This window comes from Acinetobacter sp. YH01020, from assembly GCF_013420275.1.
Classification (GTDB): Bacteria; Pseudomonadota; Gammaproteobacteria; order Pseudomonadales; family Moraxellaceae; genus Acinetobacter; species Acinetobacter amyesii.
Genome location: NZ_VOYN01000075.1, coordinates 1 through 6,287 on the forward strand (window position 1 = coordinate 1; position 6,287 = coordinate 6,287).

The 6,287-nt window shown below is 41.3% G+C and carries 1 protein-coding gene; it reads left to right on the plus strand.

The features are described 5' to 3' along the window. Positions 1–5,830: cadherin-like domain-containing protein (locus tag FTT85_RS17135; RefSeq protein WP_180184039.1), on the plus strand; the 5,830-nt coding region annotated here is incomplete at its 5' end. Between the last annotated feature and the right edge of the window lie 457 nt (positions 5,831–6,287).

Genomic DNA, 6,287 nt, shown 5'->3' on the forward strand with positions numbered 1-6,287 from the left:
GAAATCAGAACTTGGCAAAGCCAACGATGCGATTAACAACTTGCCAGCAGGTACAGCGAAAGCTGCACTCGTTACTGAAGCAGGCACCGAGCAAGCTCGCTTAGATGCGATTGATGTCCCAGCGGTTGACGCAGACGACTTTGATGCTGCTGCTAACTTACTCGATGCTGCTGAAACAGCGGTTGAAGCGGCAGAGCAAGCATTAACAGATGCGATTGCTGACGGCAAAGTTGAACAGTCTGAAATCGATGCACTTGAAGAAGCACTTGAAGAAGCGAAAGCAGAACTTGGCAAAGCCAACGATGCGATTGCTGCACTTCCAGAAGGTACAGCGAAAGATGCTTTAGAGTCAGATGCCAAGGATCTACAAGATCGATTAGATGTGACGGGTGCATCAACCTCTGTTGCAGTGGCTGAGCAAGCTTATGCAGATGCGAATACAGCTATTGCAAATGCGAAACAAAATGGCTTTACGCCAGCTCAAAAAGCTGAACTTGAGCAAGCTGTGAAAAATGCAGAAAGCTTAAAAGAAAGAGCTCAAGACAAAGTTGATGATTTAGCTCCAGGTGCACAACCAGAACTTAAAGAGCGCTTAGATGACTTATCTAAACTAGATATTCCAGTAAATCTGAATATATCTCAGTTAACGCCTGTAGATACGGATGAAATGGCGGATGGTGAAGCAGATCGGCTGATTGTCAAAGGTCAAACCAGTGAAGCAAACACCACGGTTATCATTAAAGATCACGCTGGTGAAGAAATTTATCGCGGTCAAACTGATGCAAATGGTGAGTTCTCATTCACAGTTGATACCACGAAGGTTCAAGCGGGCAATCAAGTTCAAATTGAATTGGTTGGAGAGCAAGGCTCACTTGCAAATACTACAGCAACAGTGGGTGACTTAGAGTTTGAAGATGACACAGCGCCATCAACACCAACTGTGACAATTGGAAGCAATGCTGATGCATTTATTAATGCGACAGATATTGATGAAAATGGTCAGGTTACAGTCACAGTCACATTGCCAAGTGATGGTTCTGTGCGTGCAGGAGATACATTAACGATTAATGGTGAGGATCAAGTCTTAACTGCCGAACAAGTTGCGGCTGGGAAAGTACAAGTCCAATTTACAGCACCAAGTGAAGATGAGACATTAGCGTTATCGGTCAGCTTAACAGACCAAGCGGGTAACATTTCTAAGATTGTTAGTGCTACAGCAGTGGTTGATACTTTTGCAGATATCAAAATTACAGATTTTGCTGAAGATAATCTTGTACAGTGGAGTGAAAAAATAGAAGGTTTCACCATTAAAGGTACTGTCGATGGTGTGTCTGAAGGTGCAACTGTGACCTTAACTTTCAAAGATGCTCAAGGTCAGCCAATTCTTGGTGAAGATGGTGCACCAATCATGGTAACTGCGACAGTGAACGCAGAGAAAGGTTGGACAGCTGAAATTTCATCTGAGGTCTCTAAACAGCTGAAAGATGGTCAAGTTCATGCAAAAGTGACGGATACCGCAGGTAATATCGCCCAATCAACCCAAGATTATACTGTGGCTGCACCACCAAAGTCTGTGATTGAAATTACAGGCTACTATGACAATATCGGTAGTGTTTATAATAAAGTGACAGACACAGGTATCGCTGCAGATGGTCAAGGTAAACTAACAGGGAAAATTACTAATAAGTTTGGTCAGGTGATAGAGTTTGAAGAGTCTTTAGGTTCTAATGAACTTTCAGGTATTGGTGAAATAACTTTTAATACAGATGGTTCATGGGTTTTGAATATTGCGGACATTCAAGAGCAACTAGACAGTTCTACTGCACCATTACATGCAACCTTTACTCTTAAAGATACATTAGGTCACAGCTATCAAATACAGTTCTCTGTTCGTAAGGATGCTGATTTTGCAACTACAGGTAAAGTCAGTGTTACAACGACGACAGTAAGTCTTGTTGATAAAGAGGTGGTTGAGAATGATGGCGAGACTCACACCCAGCTTACCAATGATGTCTTAGGCGAGCTGACTGGTAAAGTCGATTTAGCATTAGTGCAAAATGGTAAAGCTACTATTCGCCTCTATGTCAATAAGTTTAATACATCTGACACAGAGTCTTCGGTCGAGCCGTATCCAAATGGTGCGGATATTGAGGTAAATGTTGAAGCAGATGGTACGTGGAGACTGACGGAATCGGACTTGCAAAAAGTCTTAAATGAAATTTGGGCAGCAGATGAACTACGTGAAGATAATATTTATATTCAGGTTAAAGTTTACGACCCTGTCACTGGAAAGTTAAGTGAGGTTACTGACAAGTACACCTTTAAGACAGACATCACACCGCCAGAGGCGACCAATGTTGGCTTTGATGCAAGTCATGGCGAGCATGGTCAGGTGACGGCTTTAGTCACCAAGTCAGGCGAAACTTCTGCCGAAACAGGTAATATTGTCACGGTACTGTACGATGGTAAAATCGTGGGTACAGGTGTAGTAGGTGGAGATGCACTTGGATTTAATGGTTACTTAGATATTAAAGTGAGTCTTGATCAAGCCATTGAAAACTATGAACCACTTAAATTACAAGTTTTTGTTGAGGATAGTGCGGGTAACGTTGGTGTCAATAATGGTAAGACGCTTAACCCAGAGTTGAGTTTAGCCACTCCTGAAGTAATAGCTTATGTAGACAATGTTGCAGGTGGTATTGTTGGAAATATTGTCAATGGTGGTGTAACCAATGATGCACAAGGGGTGATCAAAGGTACAATTGACCTTGGTACAGATGGTTTAGTCAGCCAAATTTGGGTGTATTTACATAACATTAACACCCCAATTAAGATTGATATTCCACAGGGTGCAACGGGTGTTTATGAATGGAATGTATCATCTGATCAACTTTCTGCTGCGGTGACCACTGGTAAGTTGGTAGGTAACGTTAAAGTTACCGCAAAAGCTTATAATGATGAAACTGGCTTGCTCAGTGATGCATCAAATGAGTTCAACTTTACAGTCGATACTACACCGCCAGTGATTGAAAATATCGTTGTCAGCAACCAAATGGCAGCGGATGGTTCGGTTGCAAGCACCATAATGACAGTAAAAGTCAATGCGGATGCACAGCAGGTGTATACAACGCTTGATGGGGTGAAATACACTGCGGTTGCAACAGGTGTTGCAGGTGAATATAAATTAACACTTCCTGCGCTAGCGAAAGGTAAAACACTTGATATCTATGCTGAAGATGCTGCAGGTAACGTTGTGGTTTCAAAACAGTCTGGTCTAAACAACCAACCGACTGCGCCAGGCACGTCTTTCAATATCAAAGAAGATCAATCGATCATCTTGACACAGGCAGATTTACTGAAAAATGCCAAAGATATTGATGGCGATAGTTTGAGTGTGACTGCAGTGACTTTGGCAGACCCAAGTATGGGTAAAATTGTAGCCAATGCAGATGGTACATGGACATTCACACCAAAAGAGCATTTTTCGCATGCCAATACTACGGATGCTATTGTGCTGAACTACACAGTTTCTGATGGTACGCAGCAGATATCGACTACCGCAAAAGTCAATGTTGAAGCAGTCGCTGATGGTGCAAACATTATCTTAAATGCCAATATTTGGGATAACTCAAGCACAGGCGGTATAGCTGGTTCAGGTGTTGCATTAAAACCAGCACCTGCTTCAACAGGTCTAATTTTTAAACAATATAATAGCCTGAGCTTAAGTAGTAGTAGTAAAAAGAATTTTGATTCAAATGGGCTTGAAGACTTGCTCGACACCGCTAAGGCAACTAGCACTGGACGTGCCAACGAGTTTGCAGGCAACTTTAGTGGTAGTAGTGTTACTAGTTCAATATTTGACGCTGTGTCTTATACGGGCTTAATTTACCTAGAAGCTGGGCGTGAGTATAGCTTTGAAGGTTATGCCGATGATGCAATGCATATTGAGCTTGGAGGTAAAGTTCTAGCACAAACTATCGGTGATGCCTATGGCAACTATCGTCCGACCATTATTGGCGGAGATGGTAACGGTACCATTAATATCAGCAGTTTTGTACCTGAAAAAACCGGCTTTTATACTTTTGAAGCTTATTTTGCCAATCTAAATAGTAGAGGTGAATATAACATTAGCGTTCTAGAAAAAGGCAAAGGACAAAGTTGGGCTCAGGCAACATCGAAACTATTGACTTCTGAAAACTACAAACTTTATGGTAGTGCCGAAGAGTTACTGACTTTAGGTGCGGACGTGGGTGGTTTTGTAAGCAATACGACAGGTAAGCCTGATGGGGGTTACTTCTCTGCTGAAGCGGTTGATAATGGTATGCAAGACACACCAATCAAGCTATCTGGTATCCAGGTCGATTTGATTGATAAAGATGGATCTGAAACGTTAACTGCACTTGAGCTCAATGGAATTCCAGTTGGTATCACCATCACCGATGGTGTACATACCTTTACTGCTAAAGCGGGTCAAACAGGCTTGAGTATTAAAGACTGGAATTTGGATAACCTCAGCTTAATACCAAGCAAAGGCTTTACTGGTAAGATTAACTTATCTATTTCAGCAACTACGACTGAAAGTAGTAATTCGCACAGTAAGACCACAACTAAAGTATTGGGAGTAGAAGTACTTGACTTTAATAAAGCAACGACAGGCTTAGACAAAGACATCAAAAATACAGATAACTTGTTTCAGAAAGGAACTGCTGGTAATGACATACTTAATGCAACACAAGTTGAACTTGATGTGAAAAAGGTAAGCGTAGGTGTCAATGGTGAAACAGGGTCAGGTACACCTTGGTCGATCACTTTTGATGACGCTACCAAAGCAGAGGTAAAGATTACCAAAGTGGTTATTGACTTGAGTACTTCAACTAACCGAGACGTGCACTTTGGTGCGCGTGGCAGTTCTGGACTTTTCAATCCAACGCCAACTAAAACAGAGACTCGTTTTGATAGCGACTCTGTTCACAAAAGTATTATTAATCATAACTTAGTGAGTAAGTATAATATCGGCGGACAAAAAAATAATAAAGATAACCGCGAGCCACAGACTTTAACGATTGACTTCAAGACAACTGGAGCAAATCAGTTTACAGCTGGTAAGTCTTTTAACTTTGCTGCCGATACTGATACGACTGTGGCAAGAAACGATAGCTATGCTGATCAAATGGCTGGCTCAATGATTACTGTTTATTTTAGTGATGGTACAACTCAGAAAATGATGTATGAGTATCTAGCTGGAAGTGGTGTTTCAAGTAAAGTAGGTGCTGTGGATGAAACAAACTACGCAAAAGGTGCTTACATTAATGGTGGTGATGGAGATGATACCATTCACGGATCAGGCGGTGATGACTACTTAGTTGGTGGAGATGGTAATGATACTCTCTATGGCGGTGCGGGCAATGACTATCTGCTTGGTGGGAGAGGAGATGATATCTTCTATGGCGGTGCGGGCAATGACACTTTCGTTGGTGGTTTAGGTAGTGACACTGCAGTCTATGACGTTTTAGTTGCTGCCGATGCGACTGCTGGCAATGGTACCGATACATGGAATGATTTTACCGTTGGTAAGATTGGAGCGAATGTCAATGCCGATAAGATTGAGTTTAGCCAAGGATTCTTCAAAGGATTACTGGATGTCAATCAAGGCGATATCGGGCAGTACATTAAAGTCGAAGATGTAAATGGCACAGCGACAGTGAAAGTGGACCGTGATGGTGCTGCAGGTGCGCATGATTGGGCAAATCTGTTGGTACTTGAAGGGCATAAAGCTGCCGATGTAAATTTACAAACTTTATTAGATAATCAACAGATTATTATTGGTTAATATCCATAGGGTTGGATTGAGCTACGGCTTGATTTAGTCCTAAGCTAAAGAAAAGCAGTGTGCGGTGCATGCTGCTTTTCTTTGTTTTTAAATGCAGCTTGAAATGTGGCATTAGCGAATCAATTGTATCGTTGATTTTTATTGTAAATTTATTATGATCGATGTGGCACACATGGCTTTAAAATAGACAGGAATGCTGCTATAAACAACAGCAGTACAATACCTTTTTTGATTTGTAAACATAATAGAAATTCGACACTTAGACCATGAAATTAACCCAATCCAAGATATGGTTATGCTTGTTTTTACCCATATCTATAGCCAAATCCTAAAAACTATAGAACAATAGAGATATGGGATATTCAAAAGATTTTAAAGACAAAGTCATAGAAATTATGATTCGAGATGAAATGTCTGTGCGAAAAGCAGCACAGCATTTTAACATCTGTATACAAAC